The organism is Chryseobacterium sp. ERMR1:04, from assembly GCF_001297705.1.
In the GTDB taxonomy this organism is placed as follows: domain Bacteria; phylum Bacteroidota; class Bacteroidia; order Flavobacteriales; family Weeksellaceae; genus Chryseobacterium.
This window is the reverse complement of the sequence record NZ_LIRF01000007.1, coordinates 53,104-74,430: the sequence shown is the minus strand read 5'-3', so window position 1 is coordinate 74,430 and position 21,327 is coordinate 53,104. Positions and strand designations below refer to the sequence as shown.

General features: G+C 35.6%; 14 protein-coding genes. 10 read left to right on the top strand and 4 right to left on the bottom strand.

Annotation, left to right across the window (positions count from 1 at the left end):
* Nucleotides 1-38 precede the first annotated feature (38 nt).
* The 9 genes from AMQ68_RS15055 to AMQ68_RS15015 all read left to right on the top strand — a co-directional run bounded on the left by AMQ68_RS15055 (nt 39) and on the right by AMQ68_RS15015 (nt 17,447).
* Nucleotides 39-4,133 carry a T9SS type B sorting domain-containing protein gene (locus AMQ68_RS15055; protein WP_054511457.1) on the top strand — a complete coding sequence of 1,365 codons (4,095 nt, stop codon included), beginning with the start codon at nt 39-41 and terminating at the stop codon, nt 4,131-4,133.
* 79 nt (nt 4,134-4,212) lie between these two features.
* Complete coding sequence (locus AMQ68_RS15050; RefSeq protein ID WP_054511456.1) at nt 4,213-7,017, top strand: gliding motility-associated C-terminal domain-containing protein; 2,805 nt, start codon at nt 4,213-4,215, stop codon at nt 7,015-7,017.
* A 125-nt stretch (nt 7,018-7,142) separates the two neighbouring features.
* Nucleotides 7,143-9,971 carry a gliding motility-associated C-terminal domain-containing protein gene (locus AMQ68_RS15045; protein WP_054511455.1) on the top strand — a complete coding sequence of 943 codons (2,829 nt, stop codon included), beginning with the start codon at nt 7,143-7,145 and terminating at the stop codon, nt 9,969-9,971.
* 113 nt (nt 9,972-10,084) lie between these two features.
* Nucleotides 10,085-13,483, top strand: coding sequence for a T9SS type B sorting domain-containing protein (locus AMQ68_RS15040; RefSeq protein ID WP_054511454.1), 3,399 nt, complete (start codon nt 10,085-10,087; stop codon nt 13,481-13,483).
* 134 nt (nt 13,484-13,617) lie between these two features.
* Nucleotides 13,618-14,406: a hypothetical protein gene (locus AMQ68_RS15035; RefSeq protein WP_071254850.1), complete on the top strand. Its 789-nt coding sequence runs from the start codon at nt 13,618-13,620 to the stop codon at nt 14,404-14,406.
* 182 nt (nt 14,407-14,588) lie between these two features.
* On the top strand, nt 14,589-15,374 hold the full coding sequence (locus tag AMQ68_RS15030; RefSeq protein ID WP_054511452.1) for a DUF6759 domain-containing protein: 786 nt from the start codon (nt 14,589-14,591) through the stop codon (nt 15,372-15,374).
* Nucleotides 15,375-15,458: 84 nt separating this feature from the next.
* A complete protein-coding gene (trmB, locus tag AMQ68_RS15025) occupies nt 15,459-16,136 on the top strand; it encodes a tRNA (guanosine(46)-N7)-methyltransferase TrmB (protein WP_054511451.1) in 678 nt (225 codons plus the stop codon).
* A gap of 185 nt (nt 16,137-16,321) precedes the next feature.
* Nucleotides 16,322-16,966, top strand: coding sequence for a DUF6759 domain-containing protein (locus AMQ68_RS15020; RefSeq protein WP_054511450.1), 645 nt, complete (start codon nt 16,322-16,324; stop codon nt 16,964-16,966).
* A 31-nt stretch (nt 16,967-16,997) separates the two neighbouring features.
* Nucleotides 16,998-17,447 carry a DUF6759 domain-containing protein gene (locus AMQ68_RS15015; RefSeq protein ID WP_054511449.1) on the top strand — a complete coding sequence of 150 codons (450 nt, stop codon included), beginning with the start codon at nt 16,998-17,000 and terminating at the stop codon, nt 17,445-17,447.
* A gap of 231 nt (nt 17,448-17,678) precedes the next feature.
* On the opposite strand, the gene rpsB is transcribed toward AMQ68_RS15015, so the two are convergent.
* The 3 genes from rpsB to rplM all read right to left on the bottom strand — a co-directional run bounded on the left by rpsB (nt 17,679) and on the right by rplM (nt 19,478).
* Entirely contained in the window at nt 17,679-18,446 is a 768-nt protein-coding gene (gene rpsB, locus AMQ68_RS15010; protein ID WP_054511448.1) for a 30S ribosomal protein S2, read from the bottom strand.
* Nucleotides 18,447-18,627: 181 nt separating this feature from the next.
* Nucleotides 18,628-19,014: a 30S ribosomal protein S9 gene (rpsI, locus tag AMQ68_RS15000; RefSeq protein WP_054511446.1), complete on the bottom strand. Its 387-nt coding sequence runs from the start codon at nt 19,012-19,014 to the stop codon at nt 18,628-18,630.
* An 8-nt stretch (nt 19,015-19,022) separates the two neighbouring features.
* Nucleotides 19,023-19,478, bottom strand: a complete 456-nt coding sequence (gene rplM / locus AMQ68_RS14995; protein WP_054511445.1) for a 50S ribosomal protein L13 — start codon at nt 19,476-19,478, stop codon at nt 19,023-19,025.
* 346 nt (nt 19,479-19,824) lie between these two features.
* On the opposite strand from rplM, the gene AMQ68_RS14990 reads away from it, so the two are divergent.
* The gene (locus AMQ68_RS14990; protein WP_054511444.1) at nt 19,825-20,946 is read left to right on the top strand and encodes a DUF3667 domain-containing protein; all 1,122 of its coding nucleotides are present in this window, start codon (nt 19,825-19,827) and stop codon (nt 20,944-20,946) included.
* Between the two features lie 40 nt (nt 20,947-20,986).
* Here the strand turns inward: AMQ68_RS14990 and AMQ68_RS14985 are convergent, their stop codons facing one another.
* Nucleotides 20,987-21,319, bottom strand: coding sequence for a hypothetical protein (locus AMQ68_RS14985; RefSeq protein WP_054511443.1), 333 nt, complete (start codon nt 21,317-21,319; stop codon nt 20,987-20,989).
* Nucleotides 21,320-21,327: the final 8 nt, after the last annotated feature.

Sequence of the window (21,327 nt, the reverse complement as noted above, 5' to 3'; positions counted from 1 at the left end):
TTCTTAATTATTATATTTGCGGCCCCTTATTATAACCAATGAAAAAACTTCTACTAGCTATTTGCACATTTCTCTGTCTATTTGTAAATGCCCAATTAGACAACGAACACTGGTTTGCCCCCATGTCGGCAAGCTCTCTAATAGGCACTCCAGAGTGTTACTTATATTTATCAACCAACGAGACAACTCCTTTCCCCGTACAGGTTTACAATAACAATGCAGTATTTACAACCGTACAGGTAAGCAAAGGAAATCCTGTACAGGTAACAATCCCGAATAATTTTATGATTGCTTCTACGCTGTCTAATCTTTTTACACAAAGAACGATGGGATTAAACGTAAAAGGAAATAAAAAATTCTTTGCCAACTTTAGATTTGGCGTTCCCAATCAGGCAGAAATTATCACTTCAAAAGGACTAGCCGGAGTTGGAAAAAACTTTTTTATAGGACTGGCTCCTAACACAACAGCTAAACCTTATGTAAACTCAACCATCGGAGTAATCGCTACAGAAGATAACACAACAGTGACCTTATCCGGATATAATCCTAATGTTGTTTTCACTGATGGCATCTCGGCTCCGACGAGAACTTTCACCATTAATAAAGGTAAATCATATATCATAGAAGCACAAAGCGATTTGGCAACAAGTAACTTAGCCGGATTGGTAGGTGCAAAATTGGTTGCTAATAAACCTATATCTGTAACCAACGGAAACTTCAACAGTATCTATACAACTCAAAACAACAGCAATGTAGATGTATTGATGGATCAGGCTGTTCCTGTAGAAAGATTAGGAAAAGACTTTGTTATGGTAAAAGGTAACGGGCCTGCGAATTCAGGAATGGAAGCAGCTTTAGTGGTTGCTACCGTAAATAACACCAAACTTACCGTAAATGGAGCTCTTTTAAATAATGTCACCCTAAATGCAGGGCAATACTATATTGTACAAGGAACCAATTATATTAATCATGGAAACGGAAATTACAACATGAGTATTTCCGCTACGAATAATGTATATATTTATCAGCTTCTTGCCGGTACTTCCGGAAGTACCGTCTATGCAACGGGAGGAATGAATTTTATCCCACCATTAAGTTGTTTTCTTCCTAAAGAGATCAATGAAATAGGATTCATCAATAAAATAGGAAATAATTCTTATGATACGAAACTTAATATCATCACCCAAGTAGGTGCAACCGTAACCCTTAACGGAAATAATATTGCAGCAGCCAACGGACCTTATTCTGTAACCGGAAATCCGAACTGGGTAACCTATTCTGTACCGAATGTAACAGGAAATATCACTGTTAATTCAACTTTACCTGTAACTGCAGGAATAGCAGCTGGAAACGGCGCTGTAGGATATGGTGGTTATTTTGCTGGGTTTTCTTCTGTACCAGCCATTACAAAGACTGGAGATTGTTATGCCGGAATTTTACTTCAGGTAGACAGTAATTATGATGCCTACCAATGGTATTTCAATGGAGTTTTGATTCCTGGAGCTACCTCCTACTCTATTAATCCTGAATTATACGGAGCAGGAGATTACACGTGCCAAATCACAAAAAATAATTGTGAAACAAGACTAACGGCTATTTATAACTATACTTTATGTCCGCCAATTACCACAACAACTTATAATATAGGCTCTTGTAATACGAAAGTAATTACTCCGGCTTTTACCACCCCAACACAAGCTATTGTTCCTTCATTAACAAGTATTATTTCTCCGCCTAGTTCAGGAACAGCAACGGTAAATCCTACAACAGGACAGATTACCTATACTCCAAACGCAGGAGCCACAGCAAATACTACAGATACTTTTATTTATTATATTCAGGGAAATGGAAACCCTTTCAGTTTTGAATATTTTAAAATAGTTATCAACACTAATGTTTTAAATGTTAATAACTCATCTTTAAGTTCTTGTACAAATGCCAGTGGAAATGGAACTTTTAATTTAACAACAGCAAGTGTATCCACAGATACAGGAACAACGGTTACTTATTTTACCAATCCGAATTTAACGGGGCAGATTACAAATCCAACAACGTATTCCGGACCTTCAGGAATTATTTACGCTAATGTAACTTCCCAGTATGGATGTTCAAAAACAGCTCAGATTACATTGACTGCAAATCTATCACCGAACGCAAATAATGCTTCTTTAACATCTTGCACTGGAACTAGTGGAAACGGAACTTACAACCTCACTTTGGCAAATGTATCTTCAGATCCTGGGATTACAATTACCTATTTTACTAATTCAAATTTAACGGGGCAGATTACAAATCCAACAACGTATTCTGGACCTGCAGGAATTATTTATGTTAATGTAACTTCATCGGCTGGATGTTCAAAAACAGCGCAGATCACATTAACTGTAAATCCGCTTCCAAATGTAAATAACGGTTCTTTATCATCTTGTGCAGGAACAAACGGAAACGGAACGTACAATCTTGCGTTGGCAAATGTTTCTTCAGATCCTGGGATTACAATTACCTATTTTACGAATTCAAATTTAACGGGGCAGATTACAAACCCTACAACATATTCCGGACCTGCAGGAATAATTTACGCCAATGTAGCTTCATCGGCAGGATGTTCAAGAATAGCTCAAATCACATTAACTGTAAATCCGCTTCCAAACGTAAATAATGGTTCTTTATCATCTTGCGCGGGAACAAACGGAAATGGAACTTACAATCTTACTTCGGTAAGTCTTTCAACTGATTTAGGAACTACGATTACTTATTTTACCAACGCTAATTTAACAGGTCAAATTACAGCACCTATAACTTACACAGGGCCTGCAGGAATCATTTACGCAAATGTTACCTCTCCATTTGGATGTTCAAAAGTGGCTCAGATTACATTAACAACAACTCCATCACCTAATATCAATACAAACAATTATAACGCTACACTTTGTGATAATAGTTTTGAAGGAGCCATTAATGTAAATTTTGCAACAGTAACCCCTCAAATCGTTACTAATTCTGCGAATTTCATCGTAAGATATTATTTAAACCAAGCGGATGCTACCGCTGGAAATAACAATACCTTGCCAACGAACTGGACTTATACATCCAACACAACTGTTTATGTAAGAGTTGATAATAATCTATCGAACTGTCCACCAGCTTTTGGACAGATCAATTTTAAAATTGGAAATAAAATAACATTATTATCGAATACGATAAATGCAGAAGTTTGCGACAATGATCTTAATGGTTCTGAAACTGTAAACCTTACTGATTATAAAAACTTATTCACAAACAATCCAGCTGTAAACTTATCATTCTATACCTCTTTAGCCAATACACAGACAGGAACCAACGCAATATCTACAACACAAATCATCAATTCAGTAGGTACATTTTATGTGAGATTTACTAGTGCTACAGATTGCCCAAATACAGGAACTTTAAAAATAATGTTAAAAACTCCAAAAAAATCTACAACGCTTCGTGATCAGATTATCTGCTCTAATGACAAAGTGATGTTGAATGCAGGACCAGGTTTCACATCTTATTTATGGAGCACAGGAGCTACCACAGAAACAGTTACTGTAGTAGCCGGAAGTTACTATGTAGATTTAGGATTTAACGGATGTGTTTTCCGTCAATTTGTTAATGTTACTACTGCTCAAGCACCTACTATTACAAGTATTATGGTTTCAGGAACTACTGCAACTATTAATGTTTCAGGAGGGACAGCGCCTTATAGATATTCATTAAATGATATTGACTATCAAGCGTCAAATGTTTTCACAAATTTATCAAGAGGTCTTCATACCGTATATGTTCTAGGAGCAGATGGATGTCAGCCTGTCACTAAAGAGTTTTTAGTATTAAATCTTATTAACGCAATCACTCCTAATGGGGATGGTAAAAATGATGTATTAAATTATTCTGACCTAAGAATAAAACAAGATGTTACTATAGAAGTTGTTGATAGATACGGAGCTATAGTTTATAAATCTTCAGATCGTAATTATATCTGGGATGGAAAATCTAACGGAAGAACTCTACCAACAGGGACTTATTGGTATGTTTTAAAATGGATAGAGCCAGACACCAAATTACCCGTTTCGTATTCAGGATGGATTTTAATCAAAAACCGTGAATAATTTTCTAATTTTAATTAATTTTTATTAATATTGTTTGAAATATTATCCTAATTTTGTATAAATCCTAATTCCACTTTTTATGAAAAGATTTCTACTTAGCTTGGTATTGATTTTTTTTACAATCAATACCCTCTTTGCGCAAAGAGATACAGAACATTGGATAGCACCCTATTATGCTTCCACAAGTTACACACAATCAGTGTATTTATCTACAGATGCAACAACACCCTTTGTGGTTACCATCTATAGCAATAACACTGTTTTAGGGACAGCAACGATTAGCAAAGGGAATCCTCAAACTTTCGTAATTCCTGTGACTAATATTGCGGCTACTGTGTCTACAGATGCTTTCAAAGTCATTAACAAAGGCTTGTACCTCAATGCTAGCAAACCATTCTATTGCACTTTAAGAATGGTGAGCAGCACTACGCACGCAGAAATTGTGACGAGTAAGGGGAAAGCAGGAACCGGTAAAGAATTTTATGTTGCTGCAACACCATCTGCTTCTTCATCTTCTACAAATAATTTCACAGCAGGAGTATTAGCCACCGAAGATAATACAGTCGTAACCGCTACCTGGAATGCAGGTGTATCATTTATTGGCACTACCTCTACCGCTACATCAAATACTTTTACTCTAAATAAAGGGCAATCTTTTATTTTTGCAGGTTCTGGAGCAAATGTTGCCAATATGGAATCTTTTATTGGAGCCAAAATTGTTTCCAATAAACCTATTACATTGACTAACGGAAATGTTAATGGGAATGTGGGCATCGTTCCAAATCTCTCAGGATCAGATGCAATCTTAGACCAATCGGTTCCCGTTGAAAGACTGGGAAGCACTTTTGCCATGGTAAGAACCAGATCTACTGATGCAGACTTAGAAGGAGGAATAGTAATCGCCACAGAAGATAATACACAAATATTTTTAAATGGATCTACCACTGCTGTTGCAACAATAAACCAAGGCGGATGGTACAGAATTTCCGGAAACGACTATCTTACACAAGGTACTTCAGGGCATGCCAATATGCTAGTAAGTGCTTCAAAAAATGTATACTTATATCAATTAGTTGCTGTTAATAACAGCAGTGCTACATGTGGTTTTAACTATATACCTCCACTAAACTGTTTTTTACCTAGAATAATAGATGAAATTGGTAAAATAAATGAAATGCCTCTTCCGAATCCTACTCCTAGTGACATGATAATAAAGTTAAATATTGTAACTGAAGCAGGAGCTGTAGTAACAGTAAATAACGTTGCTCCTACAGCAGCACAAGGGCCTTACCCACTTACAGGGAATACAACTTGGGTAACATATGCAATAGAAGGTGTTACTGGTAACTTAACAATCGTTTCTAACAAAGCAGTAACTGCAGGTATTAATGGTGGATACAATACTTCTGGATATGGAGGATATTTCGCAGGATTCTCTTCAATTCCTGTAATTTCAAAAAAATCAGGTGAATGTGCTCCTGGGATCATACTGGAAGTAGATAGTGGTTATGACAGTTACCAATGGTATTTAAATGGTGTCGCCATCCCTGGTGCTACATCAAACACATATGCTCCTTTAGTAGGTGGAAATTATACAGTGACAGTAGGTATGGGAACTTGCGCCCCAGTAACAACACCTATTTATAAAGTATATTCTTGTGTTAAAAATACAACAGCTAATCTAAATGCCTGTGCTACAAAAATAATCACTCCGGCATTTACAAGTTCACCACAAGCTCCGGTTCCAAGTACGGTAATAATAACAACAAATCCCACTCATGGAACGGCAACCGTAAATCCGGCAACAGGTATAATTACTTACAATCCTACGACTGGATATACAGGACCAGACGTTATCGTTTATAAGTTCTGTGGAAATGGCGGCGAATTTGTAGATTGTGAAATCGTAACATTAACCCTAACCGTTGTTCCATTCATTGTAAAAGATGCGAGATTGGAAGCTTGTCAGTATGATGACAAAGCATTTTTTGATCTAACGAAAGCAAACGTTATTGATCTTCTTCAGGTAACTAAAAAATATTATCCTACTCTAGCTGATTTAAATGCAAACACCAATCAAATTATAGATGTTACCAACTATGGTTCTGCAGGAGGTTTTGTATATGTAAAAATAACAAGCAGCGAAGGATGTACGGCCAATGCAAAAATTGAATTAGTTGCAAAGCCTATTAAAAAATCACCAATTCTTGTAGACAAATATATCTGTATAGATGCGAGAACAGATTTAGAGGCAGGTCTGGGATATGATTCTTATCTTTGGAATACAGGAGCAACAACATCAGGGATTCAAGGAGTAGGTGTTGGAGAATACACCGTAGTTCTTGGAAAAAACGGATGTTTCATTACACAAGTTGTAAGAGTTAAGAAAACAGTAGATCCTGTAATTACCCAAATAGAGATCTCTAACACCACAGCAACAGTACATGTAAATGGAGGAACTCCACCTTACAAATACTCAGTAGACGGAATTACCAATTGGCAGGATTCTAATGTATTTACCGATCTTTCAAGAGGTCAGCATACATTCTATGTAAAAGATACTTACAATTGCACCCCTACTTCTGTTGAGGTTACAATACCGAATCTAATCAATGCGATTACTCCAAACGGAGATAACAAAAATGATTATATAGATTACAGCGAACTGTCTTACAAACTCAATTTAACCTTCGTGATTTATGACAGATATGGCAATAAAATTTTCACAGGCGATAAGTTTAACAACTACAGATGGGACGGTAAACATTTCGATAAGAAAATACAGACCGGAACCTATTGGTACCACATCAATTGGAATGAACCCAATAAGCAGCAGACTCCAATAAAATATACAGGTTGGATTCTTGTAAAAAATAGAGAATAATAAATTATTTTAAGCCACGATTTAAAAATCGTGGCTTTTTTATATTATAAATTTACATTTTTAGTAATACTTTCAATGAATGTTGAAATATTCTGTTATTTTTGCAAAATCCTAATTCCACGTTTATGAAAAAATTTCTACTATCCTTAGTATTAATTGTTTTTACAGTTAATACCCTCTTTGCACAAAGAGACACTGAACATTGGTTCGCGCCATACTATGACGTTTCTATCGGTGGTGAATATGTCCATCGTTTATATTTTTCAACAGATTCTGTGACTCCGTTTGATGTAAAAGTATACAGTAATAATGCTTTAATTGGAACTGTAACAATTAGTAAAGGTGCACCTCAAACATTTGCTTTAAACGCAAGCTTAATCAGAACTACATCTTCCTCCAGCGCCGGGGCAGTAACCAATTTAGGTGTTTACACTAAGGGAGACAAACCTTATTTCGCATCATTAAGAGCTGCGGTAAGTTCGCACGCTGAGGTTATTACCTCTAAAGGAAAAGCCGGTATCGGATTAAAATTCTATTCGGCTGCAGCACCTGTAACAGTGGCTGAAAGCGACAAAAATTTTACAACAGGAATCTTAGCTACTGAAGATAATACGGTGGTTACCGTTTCAGGATATGATCCTAATATCGTGCTTGTAAATATTCCTAGTCCCACACCGCTTACTCTTACTTTTACATTAAACAAAGGACAGTCTTACATTCTTACTGGCCTTTCTACAGCTACACCTGTGAACAAAGATGGATTTATCGGAGCAAAAATAGAAGCAACCAAACCTATTTCTGTGACCAATGGTAACTCTAATGGGTTTTACGCTACCACAACTTCTACGGATGGGTCTGATCTTATTATGGATCAATCTGTTCCTACAGACCGTTTAGGAAATGAATTTGCGATGGTAAAAAGTATATCCACCAGTAATACCAATATGGAAGGTGGAATCATTATCGCTACAGAAAATAACACCGAGATTTTTTTAAATAATGGAACCACTCCGATTGCAACCATTAATGAAGGAGATTATTATAGAATCTTACAAAATCAATATCAAAACCAAGGTGGAGGGCATTTTAATATGTACATCCGTACGTCTAAAAATGCTTATCTCTATCAGCTAGTTGCGGCCAGTAGCGCAAATAATACAGGAGGATACAATTATATCCCACCATTGAACTGTTTCTTACCAAGAAAAATTGATGAAATTGGCAAGATTAACGAAATGCCAGGTATTACGACTTCTACAATCAACTTAAAGTTAAACATATTAACAGAGAAAGGGGCTGCTGTAACAGTAAACGGTGTTACTCCTACCCCTGCTCAAGGACCTTATCCTCTTTTGGGTAATGATCAATGGGTAACCTATGCTATTACAGGAATTACAGGTAACGTTTCTATTACGTCTACAAAAGCTGTAACAGCTGGGATGAACGGTGGGTATTCATCAGCGGGGTATGGAGGTTATTTTGCAGGATTTTCATCCATTCCTTTGATTGCTAAACAAACCGGAAACTGTATTCCGGGTCTTATATTAGAAGTTGATGACAGTTATGAAACCTACCAATGGTTTAGAAACGGAGTCGCCATTCCGGCAGCAACAACTAATTCATACACTCCATCTCAGTCTGGAGATTATACAGTAAGAATTACCATAGGATCATGTCCTCCTGAAACAACTCCGCCATATAAAGTATACACTTGTCTTCAAGAGACTACAAAAGCAATGACTGTTTGTGAAGGTCTTTTAAATATTCTCCCTCAATTTACGACCTCAAGTCAGGTACCTGTTCCAGGAACGGTAACAATCATTACTCCTCCGGCAAATGGCTCAGCAGGCGTAGATCCAATCACTGGAGTAATTACTTATGTACCTACTGTAGGATATTTTGGAGCAGACAAAATTGTTTATAAATTCTGTGGTAACGATCCAAACTTTGTAGATTGTGAGCAGATTACGTTAAACTTAACTGTATCTAAAAGTCCAGTAGTTAATAATGCAACTTTAAGATCTTGTTTTATTGAAACTAATCCTGCGACTGCATTATTTAACCTTACCATAGCAAGTGTTACTGTGGAGCCTTTGATTACTAAAAAGTATTATCCATCTCCTACTGATGCAGCTAACGGAACGAATGAAATTCCTAACCCTACAAACTATATTGCTCCTAATGGCGTTGCTTACGTAAGAGTGACCAATGGAAACGGATGTTTCAAAGTAGCAGAAATAACATTGGTGGTTCTTCCTCCTGTAAAATCTACCGTATTGGCAGATAAGATCATTTGTATGGAAGACAAAACAACTTTAGACGCTGGTCCAGGGTTCAATGCATACGAATGGAGCACAGGGGCAACAACTCAAGCGATCAACAATGTAGGTGTTGGTACTTATTGGGTAAAACTAAAAACAGGAGACTGTATCACTAAACAAGAGGTAAAAGTTTACTCTTCTGAGCAACCTGTTATCTCAAATATTGACATTGCCAACAATACAGTTACAGTATACGTAGTGGGTGGCACTGTTCCATACAAATACTCAATGGATAATATCACTTGGCAGGATTCTAACATCTTTACAGATGTCCCTAGAGGAAACGGAACGGTATATGTAAAAGATGACTATAACTGTGCTCCTATTGAAGTAGAAATTACAATTCCTAATTTAATTAATGTCATTACGCCAAACAATGACGGTGTAAATGATGTGTTGGATTATTCTTCACTAGCTCACAAACCTAATTTAGTCGTTAATATCTTCGACAGATATGGAAGTCAGATCTTCCAGGCTAATAAAACCAACGGATACAAATGGAACGGAATGACAAACGGAACTAATAAAGTATCTACAGGAAATTACTGGTACGATATCAGCTGGAATGAGCCTAATAAAAAGCAAACTCCAATTAAATTCTCAGGTTGGATCCTTGTTAAAAACAGAGAATAACAATAATAACATATAAGTATTGAGACCACGATTCTAGAATCGTGGTTTTTTTATTGTTTTTTCAAGGATTAACTATATTTTATTATTAAATTTGTGGTAAAAGCTGATCCTGAATGAAGAAAATTCTATCTTTTCTATTTATACTTTATATTTTCACGTCAACTTTCGCTCAGTTGGACAGAGAACATTGGTTTGCCCCTATGGTAGACAGAACGGGAAATCCGAATCCTTATCAAAAATTATATCTATCTACCAACCGAACGACCTCTTTTCCGGTAAGTATTTATAATAACAATGTCTTGATCGGGACTGTGAATATCAGTAAAAATAATCCTCAAAAGTTTGATGTATTAAGAGATTATATCATCACTACTCAGCAAACAGATTTATTTACGCCTACCTCAAAGGGGCTTTATTTAAAAGCAGAATTTCCCTTTTATGTCAATTTAAGATTCTCTGTTTTTAACCACGCAGAAATTATTACCTCAAAAGGAATTCCTTCTACAGGAAAGACATTTTATGCAGCAAGTGCTCCTATCACCGTGAGCAATTTTATTTTAAATTTCATGACCAGTGTTTTAGCCACTGAAGACAATACAACGGTTACAATTTCCGGATATAAGAGTACGGTTCAGTTCTCCAACGGAACCACCGGAGCAACCAACCCCACCATGACCTTTACATTAAACAAAGGGCAATCTTACATCATTGATGGAAATGGATCTCTTGTAGGAAACTTTAACGGATTTATAGGATCTAAAATCGTTTCTGATAAACCTGTAAATATTACCAACGGAAACTTCAACGGTCAATATGCGGGAAATTATGATTCGAGTTCGGATATTTTGATGGATCAGTCGGTTCCGGTTGAAAGACTGGGGAGCGAATTCGCCATCGTAAAAGGCAACGGTAGTATTGGCGCCAATATGGAAGGGGCGATGGTGATTGCCACACAAGACAACACCCAAATTTTCGTAAATAATGAAATTCCTCCGGTAGCTACTCTAAACACGGGACAATATTTTGTAATTCCCGATACCAAATATCAGCTTCAGGGAAGTGGACATTATAATTTATATGTAAGAACTTCCAAAAACGCTTATGTTTATCAGCTTTTAGCGGGAGATTCCGCTTCGGGAAGTGAGGTCGCAACGGGTGGATTTAATTTCATCCCCGCCCTGAATTGTTATTTGCCAAAACAGATCAATGAATTAGGTTTTATTGATGAAAACTTTGTGCATTCCAATGCTAATCTTAACGGAATTCTAAATATTCCCACTAAGCTTAATTTAATTACCGAAAGAGGCGCTGTGGTAACCGTCAATGGAAATACTCCTCTTACCAGCACAGGCCCATTTAATATGACGGGGACCAACAATTGGGTAACGTACGGAATTCCCAATACCACAGGGACTATTACTGTAGTTTCCTCTAAAGCCATTATGGCAGGAATCAGTGCAGGAAGTGATGCCGTGGGATATGGCGGTTTCTTTGCAGGGTTCCCAACCCAGCCGGTCATTTTAAAATCGGGTAATGGCTGCGCGCCGGGAATCGTTCTTACCGTAGATCCTCTTATTTATGATTCGTATCAATGGTATCGGAATGATGTTCTAATTCCGGGAGCCACTTTATCAACCTATACGCCTACCCAATCTGGATTTTACAGCTGTTCGGTAACCATGGGAAGTTGTGCACCTTTGGTCACAGAAAAATTAAAGGTATTGAACTGTATGAAGGAAACGACTGCAGTTTATAATGTCTGTTCCACACAAACCATCACACCGGCTTTTAGCAGTTCTACCCAAATACCGGTGCCTTCTACCGTTGCTATTACAACTCAGCCAACATTAGGAACAGCCGTTATCAATCCCACTACAGGAATAATTACATATACTGTTACAACTCCTGGAACTACAGGAACAGATACTTTAACCTATACTTTCTGCGGAAATCATCCCGATCTTCCAGATTGTGAAACGGTCACTGTAACGATTCATATTCAGGCACTGACCGTAAATAATGCAACCTTAACCGCCTGTAACATCAACGGACAAGGAACTTTTAATTTAACTTCAGCTAATATTACCAACAATACGCCGGTAACCATTGCGTATTACCCTACCCTGCTGGATGCTCAGAATGAAAATACAGCAGCATTAATTACAGCGCCAACAACCTATCCTGCCCCCAATGGAACGATCGTTTATGCCGTAGTTAAGAATAATGTAGGATGTAAAAGTATTGCTCAGATTACTCTGAATTTATACAACCTGGCTATCATATTAAACAATTATAATGGCGTTTTCTGTGATGATAATTTAGATGGAACAGTAACTGTTATTTTATCAAACATCACTCCTATTGTTCTAAATACTCCCGCTTATTTTACGAATGTAAGATATTACGCCAATTTAGCGGATGCCAACGCAGGAAATGCCAATACACTACCTAACAACTGGAGCTATACCGCAGCTACAACCATATACATAAGAGTTGAATCTCCTGATGGATGTGCTTCTGTTATTAAACCTTTAAATTTCAGTATCGGAGCTAAAATTCCTTTGATAAAAACGTCATTCGTTATCAGTGTTTGTGATGATGATCTGGATGGAATTAAAAACGTAAATCTCACCCAGTACATTCCTCAATTTACCATTGATCCTAACGTTACCGTAACCTATCATGCAACTTTGGCCGATGCTCAGAATAACATTGCGCCTATCAGTAACCCGATGAATCTTACCGGAGCGCAGACCATCCATATCAGATTTGAAAAACCTGGCGTTTGCCCAAACATTGCTTCAATAACGATCAATATTAAAACGCCTAAAAAATCAACTGTTCTTTTTGATCAAATAATTTGTCCAAAAACAACGACAACATTAGATGCAGGTCCTGGATTCGATGCTTATTTGTGGAGTACAGGAGCAACCACTCCTTCCATTACAAACGTTCCGGCAGGAAGTTATTGGGTAGATCTTACTTTTGACGGGTGTACGTACAGACAGAATGTAAATGTTACCGAATCTGTTCTCCCTGCGATTATTTCCATAGAAATTAACGGAAATACGGTAACCATTGGTGCCAGCGGTGGAACTCCTCCTTATGAATATTCTTTGGACGGAATCAGTTGGCAATCTTCCAATGTTTTCCAAAATGTGCCTAGAGGAAATCATGTGATCCATGTGAGAGATTCCAGAAAGTGTGATGAGGTTACCAGAACATTCACCATTATTAATTTGATCAATACCATCACCCCAAATCATGACGGACTTAATGATGATATAGATTATTCTGCATTAATGGGTAATGACAATCTGGTGTTCAGAATATTTGACCGATACGGAGCCGAAGTCTTCAGAGGAACACCTACCAATAGGTTTACTTGGGACGGAACATTAGGCGGAAGACCGATAAACACAGCCACTTATTGGTATTTTATCAGCTGGACAGAATTTGGAGGAAGCACATCGGTAAAATATTCAAGTTGGCTATTGGTAAAGAACAGATAGTTTAATCTATTGTCTAAACTAGGTTTATAACATTCATTAACAGTTTTATCATAAAGTTTAATATAACTTTAACCTGATTTCACTATTTAACTAGGTATAAATTATTGTATTTCTATGTAATTTTGCTGCATTATATGAAGAAGCTTATCACTTTATTAGTCTTGGTTTTTCTGGTAAAAATCAATGCTCAAATATACTCCGGAGAAGTCTTTCTAAGGGACAATTCTGTATTATATCTTAACCAGGTTTATGTAACCAATCTTACGACTCAAAAAACGGTTCTTACAGATTACAATGGTGATTTTAATATCCCTGCCAATGCCGGAGATATTGTACGTTTTACTTCCATTGTAACAGAAAGAAAAGATATTCAGCTTTCTCCTCAAATGTTGGGACCTAAAAATTTAATTGAATTAAAAATAGCCTATCACGATATTCAGGAAATTGTTCTCAGCAGGTTTAAGCCTACCGGAAATTTGAGATATGATGTAAACTCGCTGAAAAAAGATGACAAAGCATGGGCACTGAAAAAAGTGATCGGCTTACCGGAACCAAAAGGAGACGGAACACCACCGGAACTTCCTGTTGCAGGATTAAGAGATGGCGGACTTACCTTTAGTTTAGAAAGTATTTACGATATCCTATCTGGAGAAAGAAAGAAAAAACAACGCTATGTTGCCTATGAAAAAATGAACAGTTCAATTTCTCAGATTAAAAATTATTTAGGAAAAGATTACTTCCTGAAATTTAAAATCCCTGAAAATTTAATTGATAATTTCCTTCAATTTGTCTATTCATCAGAAAATATTCAGCCTTATATCATGAATGGTAATTTTGAGGCCGTCAAAATCCCGATTGAGAAGTATATGCCGATCTACCAGAGAAGGCTTAGAAATTCTCATCTTCAGGACATTATTAAATAAATTAGCATCATATTTGTAGTAAAGGAATGTACGTCATAAAATTAAGTGATATACATTCCTTTATTTTTTAAAAATATCTTTAATTTTATATCACAATGTAGTGGACTCTAATGATTAAATTAAAACCATCAAAACACAAATAAAGAAAAAGAATAATTTATTTTTTACCTTAATATTAGTGAATGAAAAAGTTACTTTTACTCTTTAGTGCCCTCCTATTCTTTGGTCTTCTTTCTGCACAGAGAAAGGATAAAGACTACAGCGAAATTTTAAAAAGCAAGAACATTTATGAAATAAATGCTTTCTTAAGAGATGCCCATCCTGATGATCCTCGCAGAAGCATCCTAAAGCCTAGAGTAATGGAAATGATGAAGGAATACATCAAGAATGCCCTTCCGGAAGATCAAAAAGTAAGACAAATGCAGGAGCAACTTGCATTGCTGAAAAGAAGACCTTCTACAAAGATCACATTCGATGAAATGAATGCGATTATCAAACAAAAACAAATTGCCAAATACAATGCAGAATTACAGGCAAAACAATCTCTGATTGTTTATACGCCCAGTAATGCAAAAAACGTATACGTTACCAATACTACTGCGGTAGCATCCACCACCATTATTAAAGATACTGAAGCAGAAGAGTTTAATCTATTGATGGCTGTTTCTCCTACGGAACACAAAAATAAAACCGTACAAATATTAAACTCACTTTTCGATAATGATCCGATGAGTAAAGACTGTATTGTTCTTATTCAAAACAAATCAGACTGTAATATTATTGTACGTATGGAAGGTGTGGGTACTACAAAATATAGACTTGCGGTTCCTGCACATAACGAAAGTTCTGTCGTAGTGAATAAAGGAGACTACCTCTTCACAAGTATTGTATGTGGTGCTCAATATGCATCTCAAAAAACAATTCAGAAGCCCATTATGGTAGCTTTGGGAAGTTCAGCAAAAAAATAATACGTCTTCATAAAAGTCTTTTATCGTTAAAAGACAAGGTAATCTATACAAATTTTGCTATTTTTGCGGGATTTTATATATCTCATGGGAAAAAATAAGTTAGCAAGATTTGCTGAAAACAAAATATTACCGAACGTTATCCAGCCAACAAGAGAAGAAGCTTTACACAGCTTTGCACTGAAAGGAAAATGGAGAACAGATTTCTTTAAAAATGACAACCCTATTGTTCTTGAGCTAGGTTGTGGTAAAGGAGAATATTCTGTAGGACTTGCAAAAGCTTTCCCTGAAAAAAACTTTATCGGGATTGATATCAAAGGTGCCAGATTCTGGTTTGGTGCAAAAGAAGCCGTAGAAAACAACATGGGGAATGTTGCTTTTGTACGATCTCAGATAGAATTGGTAGATCATTTCTTTGGAGAAAACGAAGTAGATGAAATCTGGATTACGTTCCCTGATCCGCAGATCAAATACAGACGTACCAAACATAGACTAACCCATCCTGATTTCCTTGAGCGATATAAAAAATTCCTTAAACCGGGCGGTATCATTCATTTAAAGACCGATTCTGAGTTTTTACATGGTTATACACTAGGCTACCTTCAAGGGGCAGGCTATGAAATTGTATCAGCACACCATGACATTTATGGTGCAGCAGAATATGATCCAGGTACCGAACATTTAAAAGATATAAAAACCTATTATGAAGAATTGTTTTCTGCAAAAGGAAAAACAATAACTTATATTAAGTTTAAAATAAATTAAAAATACACACAAGATGAAAAAAAACACCCTTCCCTATTTCTATTTAATTAGTTAATCATTTTCCATTTTCTGGGTGATAAAATTCACCCAAAAGAATAAAGGTTGTAAAAATTTACAATCCTATGTTGTCATGTCTTATGACGTACAACCACAAATGAAAAACACACTAATTAAATTGATCATTGATGAAAAAAAATACGTTCATCTTTTCATTACTTTTTGTAATGATCAGTAGTTCTGTTGCAGCTCAAAAAAATTCGAAAAATATTCTAAAAAGCACCAATATTAAAGAGATTGAAGAGTATCTGAATACTACTTTTCCTGAAGATCCAAAAAAAAGTGTTTTGAAGCCAAAGCTCATTGCCTTAAAAAATGAAGCATGGACAAAAGGTAGAAAAGATGCCAAACCTATGGAAGCCAGACCCGTTATCACCGAGATTCCTAACAGCATAATGAGAGATTCAAACTCTAAAGATGCTGAAGAATTTAAGCGTTTAATTACTGAAACTTCAAAAGACCACAAAGAAAAAACAGCTCATCTTTTAAATGCTATGTTTGATGAAGATATCACGAGTAAAGAAGCCATACTTTTACTTAAAAACAATTCTGACTGTAATTTGGTTTTAAAAATTCAGGGAAAAGAGTTCTACAACATGGCAATTCCTGCCCACGGAGAGAATTTTATTGTTATTAATAAGGGAATTTATATCCTCAACAGCAATGTCTGTGATGTAAAATATAATTCACAAAAAGACATTAGAAAGAATATTTTACTCAGCATTAATAATCCAACTCAGGTAGGGAATAAGCCTATTTCAGATAATAAGTAAAAACAGTACTTTTATAAGTTGAATTTTTACAATGAAAAAGAAATACCTCCTTTGTAGCCTTATAGTAATTATACTTCATAGTTGTGGAGTAAATCCTACGTCAAACTATCCCGTTAAAAGAACATCTCTTCCTAAAAATACTACAGCTCATAGCACCAATTCTGCAAGCCAAGTAGAAATGGAATACAATACGCTTATAAAGACGTATAAACCTGAAACAACGGAAGTCCTCAATGATATATTAAACGGCTCAGAAGGGGATAAAACATCTATTACTGTAGAAAACAATTCACGATGTAATATGGTTTTGACAATTAGTGGAACTCATTATTTTAAAAAGATACCAATAGCTGCCAATAAAACAGGATATGCAATGGTTCCTAAAAATCAAAATTATAATTTATCGGGAATGCTATGCAATTCTGTTTATAAGAAAACCACATTTGTTACTTCTACTTATAAGATTAAACTTTCGAATTAATAAAGATGTAGAGATTGAAAAACGTTTAAATCACACTAAGAAAATTAAATAAGGTAAGTTTAATTAAGTAAAGCGATGTAGATTTTTAAGTCTTAAAACAGAGCTTATTATTCTTCACTTCTCAATAAGATCTAAATTGTAAAAAATTAAATAGGATATAATTATTAAAAAGCACAAAAAAAACCGCTAAACAAGTTTAGCGGTTTTAATATTTCAAAGATAAATCTTCAATTATTCAGCAGCAGCGTCGAAATCTGCGTCTTTATCAGCAGATACAACTTCTCCTTCTTCTTTAGATTTTTCTTTATCAGCTTTTCTTTGAGTCTGACCATCTTTGATAGATTCTGAAACTACGCTCAAGATCATATCGATAGATTTAGAAGCATCATCGTTTCCTGGGATAACGAAATCAACTTTTCTAGGATCAGAGTTTGTATCAACAATACCGAAAACTGGAATACCTAATTTCTTAGCTTCAGTTACCGCGATGTGTTCTCTCATGATATCTACAACAAAGATTGCAGAAGGAAGACGAACCATGTCTGAGATAGAACCTAAGTTTTTCTCTAAGTTAGCTCTTTGTCTGTCAACCTGAAGTCTTTCTTTTTTAGATAAAGTTTCGAACGTACCGTCTTTTTTCATTTTGTCGATATGGTTCATTTTCTTAACAGCCTTTCTGATAGTAACAAAGTTTGTTAACATACCTCCCGGCCATCTTTCTGTAATATAAGGCATATTAAGTTCAGCAGCATGCTTTGCAACTACTTCTTTTGCTTGCTTTTTAGTAGCAACAAAAAGAACTTTTTTACCTGCAGAAGTTAACTTTTCTAAAGCGTTACAAGCTTCATCCAATTTAACCGCTGTTTTATGTAAGTCTACAATGTGAATACCGTTTTTCTCCATAAAAATGTATGGAGCCATATTTGGATTCCACTTTCTAGTCATGTGACCGAAGTGTACGCCAGCCTCTAAAAGGTCTTTTACATTTGCTTTTGCCATGTTTTCTGTTTTTGTTAGTTTACTTTCCGCTTCTTATGCAATCAACAGCTTCTTTAGATGGGAGAAGTGTTTGGATGCTAAACGTAACGGGCAATTTTTTGTTTTGATAATAGATTTAAGACATAAGATAACAGACCAAAAAACTTTGAAATCTGAGACCTTGTATCTGAAAGTCTGAAAATTAACGTTTTGAGAATTGGAATCTCTTTCTTGCTTTTTTCTGACCTGGCTTCTTTCTTTCCACCATTCTTGCATCTCTCGTTAGTAAACCAGCAGGCTTCAAAGCTAATCTGAACTCAGCATTGATTTCGCATAAAGCTCTTGAAATACCTAATCTGATAGCTTCTGCCTGACCTGTATTTCCACCACCGAATACGTTTACGGTAACGTCATACTGACCAACAGTTTCAGAAAGGATAAACGGTTGGTTTAATTTGTAAACCATAACGTCTGTAGAGAAATAAGTTGCAGCTTCTTTACCGTTTACTGTAATGATACCAGAACCTGGTTTTACATAAACTCTTGCTACAGAAGTTTTTCTTCTTCCGATTTTGTGAACTATAGACATATTAATAATTATTTAAATTCGTTAATATTAATTGTTTTAGGCTGTTGAGCTTCATGTTTGTGCTCAGTTCCTTCATACAAATAAAGGTTCTTCAATAAAGCAGATCCTAATCTGTTTTTAGACAACATACCTTTTACAGATTTCTCTAATACTTTTAAAGAATCTTTCTTTTTTAGTTCAGCTGCAGTCATAGACTTTTGACCTCCAGGGTAACCTGTATGCCAGATATAAGTCTTATCATTCCACTTGTTTCCGGAAAGAGTAACTTTCCCAGCATTCAAAACAATAACGTTATCACCACAATCTACGTGAGGTGTAAAGTTTGTTTTGTGCTTTCCTCTCAAAATCTTTGCAACCGTAGAAGCTAATCTACCTAATGGTTGTCCTTCAGCGTCTACCACAACCCATTCTTTATTTGCAGTAGCTTTGTTCGCTGAAACAGTTTTGTAACTTAATGTATTCACACGTTTTAGTTAAAGATTAAACATAATTTTCCCCGTAAGGGTGTGCAAAGATACAAATTAATTTTGTAACAGGAAAACATATTTCAGATAATGTGTTGACTACATGTTTTGCTTAAACGATTCGACAACTTTTATCTATGTATATTATTTATGGCATAAATGTTGTAAAGACTTTAACGATGAAAAAAAACGTTTTAGAAGATTCTAAAAACACAAGTGATAAAGTAAAGAGTTTGTACGCCAAACTCTTGCTTTATTAACTTTTCCTTAAACGTTGTCGCAAAAGCTTACCAATCTAATTATTGTATACAGTTAAATAATTATATTTGCGGCAAATCCTTATATCATGAGTCACGGAAAAATCAGAGAAGACAAAACCTGTCTAAACTGTGGATACCAAGTAGAAGAAAGATTCTGTACCCACTGCGGGCAGGAAAATACAGAGCCTAAACAAGTCTTTCATTATCTCTTTACCCACTTTATTGAAGATTTTACCCACTACGACGGACAATTCTGGAAGACGATTAAAAATCTTCTGTTCAAACCCGGAAAATTAACCGCAATTTATTTAGAAGGCAAGAGACAAATGTATGTGCCTCCCGTAAAGCTTTACATATTTATGAGTTTCATTACTTTTTTTATGTTTTCGCTTTTCCCATTGATCAATCTTAATTTTGACCATCAGGAATCTCCCGCTACAGTGGCTGAGACTAAGGCAAAAAATGACAGTATTAAAAAAGTAATTTCCGCACAACTAACGGAAGCTGTCAACAAAAACACGAAGAATCTTTCTAAAAATGACTCTACGCTAGCTGCAACAATAAATAAAAAGATTCAAGAGGGAGCCAAAGAAGCAACCGAACCGAAAGAAGAGATGAATTTTAATTATGGTATAGACGAATCTATAGTAATATCGGGCGCCAAAAATGCTAAAGAATATGACTCGATTGTAGCCAAAAACCCTTCTTTCGGATATAACCTTTCTTCTCCTTTTGTTCACAAGTTTTTCGAATTGAAAGAAAGTGGAATTCCAAAAAAAGAAATATTTCAAAAGATCTATGAAGTTTCTTTTCATAATCTTCCGAAAGCCCTTTTTATCTACCTCCCAATTTTTGCCTTTTTATTGTGGATCTTTCACAATAAGAAAAAGTGGTGGTATTTTGACCATGGTGTATTCACCCTTCATTACTTTTCATTTCTATTATTTTTGGTCACCTTTATTTCAATATTAATTCATACCCAAAGACTTATTGAACATATTAAGTTCTTTGATACTGTAATTGATATATCATATTATATACTGGCCCTATATAGTATTGCCTATTTCTTCATTGCCCATCGTAAAGTATATCACTCTCATGGTTTAGTAAGTTTTATCATCGGTACTTTCCTACTCTTCATCAACTTTTTTGTTTTCAGCTTTTTATTAGTTGGTTTAGCGATGATCAGCTTCTTGATGATCCATTAAAACACAAAATCGGGCTGCCTTAAAAGACAGCCCGATTTTTTTATTTTCTTAATGACTTGCTTCCCCTAAAACTCGCAAATAAATAATAGGCGACAAAAACTGTTGAAAATTTAAGGATGGAAGGAATCGCCAATTCTAAACTAAAGATTAATGTTCCCACCAATACCAAGATTGCCATGGCTACAAAAGAAAAACCTAATTTCTGTGGTAGCGTGATATTGGGCGTATCTAAATAATAAGCAATCCCCCAGGCAATCCCAAAAGATAATGCATAATATATATCAAGACCGATATTATTGGAATTATAAAAGAAATAATTAATAAGGAAACTTAAAACCGTTCCTAAAGCAAAATACATCAAAGCCTTTTTCATACTATATA

What these genes read in the sequence shown, in the direction of transcription:
- AMQ68_RS15055 (WP_054511457.1), top strand. Translation starts at nt 39, where the DNA reads ATGAAAAAACTTCTACTAGCTATTTGCACATTTCTCTGTCTATTTGTA.
- AMQ68_RS15050 (WP_054511456.1), top strand. Translation starts at nt 4,213, where the DNA reads ATGAAAAGATTTCTACTTAGCTTGGTATTGATTTTTTTTACAATCAAT.
- AMQ68_RS15045 (WP_054511455.1), top strand. Translation starts at nt 7,143, where the DNA reads ATGAAAAAATTTCTACTATCCTTAGTATTAATTGTTTTTACAGTTAAT.
- AMQ68_RS15040 (WP_054511454.1), top strand. Translation starts at nt 10,085, where the DNA reads ATGAAGAAAATTCTATCTTTTCTATTTATACTTTATATTTTCACGTCA.
- AMQ68_RS15035 (WP_071254850.1), top strand. Translation starts at nt 13,618, where the DNA reads ATGAAGAAGCTTATCACTTTATTAGTCTTGGTTTTTCTGGTAAAAATC.
- AMQ68_RS15030 (WP_054511452.1), top strand. Translation starts at nt 14,589, where the DNA reads ATGAAAAAGTTACTTTTACTCTTTAGTGCCCTCCTATTCTTTGGTCTT.
- trmB (WP_054511451.1), top strand. Translation starts at nt 15,459, where the DNA reads ATGGGAAAAAATAAGTTAGCAAGATTTGCTGAAAACAAAATATTACCG.
- AMQ68_RS15020 (WP_054511450.1), top strand. Translation starts at nt 16,322, where the DNA reads ATGAAAAAAAATACGTTCATCTTTTCATTACTTTTTGTAATGATCAGT.
- AMQ68_RS15015 (WP_054511449.1), top strand. Translation starts at nt 16,998, where the DNA reads ATGAAAAAGAAATACCTCCTTTGTAGCCTTATAGTAATTATACTTCAT.
- rpsB (WP_054511448.1), bottom strand. Translation starts at nt 18,446, where the DNA reads ATGGCAAAAGCAAATGTAAAAGACCTTTTAGAGGCTGGCGTACACTTC.
- rpsI (WP_054511446.1), bottom strand. Translation starts at nt 19,014, where the DNA reads ATGTCTATAGTTCACAAAATCGGAAGAAGAAAAACTTCTGTAGCAAGA.
- AMQ68_RS14990 (WP_054511444.1), top strand. Translation starts at nt 19,825, where the DNA reads ATGAGTCACGGAAAAATCAGAGAAGACAAAACCTGTCTAAACTGTGGA.
- AMQ68_RS14985 (WP_054511443.1), bottom strand. Translation starts at nt 21,319, where the DNA reads ATGAAAAAGGCTTTGATGTATTTTGCTTTAGGAACGGTTTTAAGTTTC.